Source organism: Variovorax glucosi, assembly GCF_051216695.1.
Classification (GTDB): domain Bacteria; phylum Pseudomonadota; class Gammaproteobacteria; order Burkholderiales; family Burkholderiaceae_C; genus Variovorax.
Genome location: NZ_JBPJZE010000202.1, coordinates 1 through 1233, shown reverse-complemented (window position 1 = coordinate 1233; position 1233 = coordinate 1). Strand labels below are relative to the sequence as shown.

The following is a 1233-nucleotide window of genomic DNA, read 5'->3' as shown; positions in this document are numbered from 1 at the left end:
CGGCGCCAGATGAGCTTGTTCATCAGCACGACGAAGATCGACATCACGCCGATGCTCGCGATGATCAGCGGCGTGTCGCCCGTCTTGGTGACGGTGGCGATGTACGCGCCCAGGCCATCCGCCTGCAGGCTGGTGCCGCCCCATGTGGCGAGCTCGGCCACGATGCTGGCGTTCCACGCGCCTCCGGCTGCCGTGCAGGCGCCCGTCACCCAGAACGGGAAGATCGCCGGCAGGATCAGGGTGCGCCAGAGGCTCCAGCGGCGCAGGCCGTAGACGCGCCCGGCTTCCTTCAAATCGTTCGGAATCGCCATGGCGCCGGCGATCACGTTGAACAGGATGTACCACTGCGTGCCCATGGCAATGAGCAGGATGCTGCCCCAGTTGAGGCTGATGTGGCTGGCCACGAAGAAACCGACGACGATCGGAAAGGTCATGTTCACGGGGAACGACGCACCGATCTGCGCCAGCGGCTGGGCGAATCGCGCAACGCGCGGCTGGAACCCGATCCACACGCCGACCGGCGTCCAGATCAGCGTGGCCAGGACCGTCATGGCAGCAACGCGCAAGGCCGTAAGAAAGCCCAGCCAGACGATGTGCCCGAAGTCGGACAGGGTCAGTGCACCATGCAACGCGGCAGTGGCAGCCGCCACTGCCCTGAGAACCTCGATGCCGATCCAGACGGAAAGCAGGATGCCCACCACCCGCCAGAGCAGCTTCTTCCACGAAGCCTTGAGCCTCACCGGCATTCGCGCCATCGGAGCCCGCGCCTGGAACGCCTTGTCCAGCAACGGGCGCCAGAGGCGCTCGCTGATCCAGGTGAACAGGTAGGCGCCGCGCAGCAGGTTGTAGACCCACGAGGTCGCCGGGGTCGTCGACCCCGTCAGCTCGATCTTGAACTTGTCCGCCCACGCCAGCAGAGGGCGCCACACCAGCTGGTCGCTGGCCAGGATCAACACGATCATGGCCACCACCGCCCACAGCGCGGTCGTCTTGTCGCCGTTCGAGATCGCCTGCACCATGTACGAGCCCAGGCCCGGCAGCTTGATGTCCTTGTTCATCACGCTGATGGCTTCGCTCTGCGCGACGAAGAACCAGCCGCCGCCGAAGGACATCATCGAATTCCAGATCAGGCTGTGCGCCGATGCCGGCAGCTCGACCGTCCTGAAACGCTGCCAGCGGGTCAGGCCGTAGGTCGACGCGGCCTCCTGCATGTCGGTGGGAACGGTGACCATC

1 protein-coding gene is annotated in these 1233 nt (G+C 65.6%); it reads right to left on the bottom strand.

The window, feature by feature from the left end; all coding sequences use genetic code 11:
- Positions 1-1233 (bottom strand): ABC transporter permease subunit (locus ACSFA3_RS24275; protein ID WP_435507939.1); only part of this gene is annotated, 1233 nt, incomplete at both ends.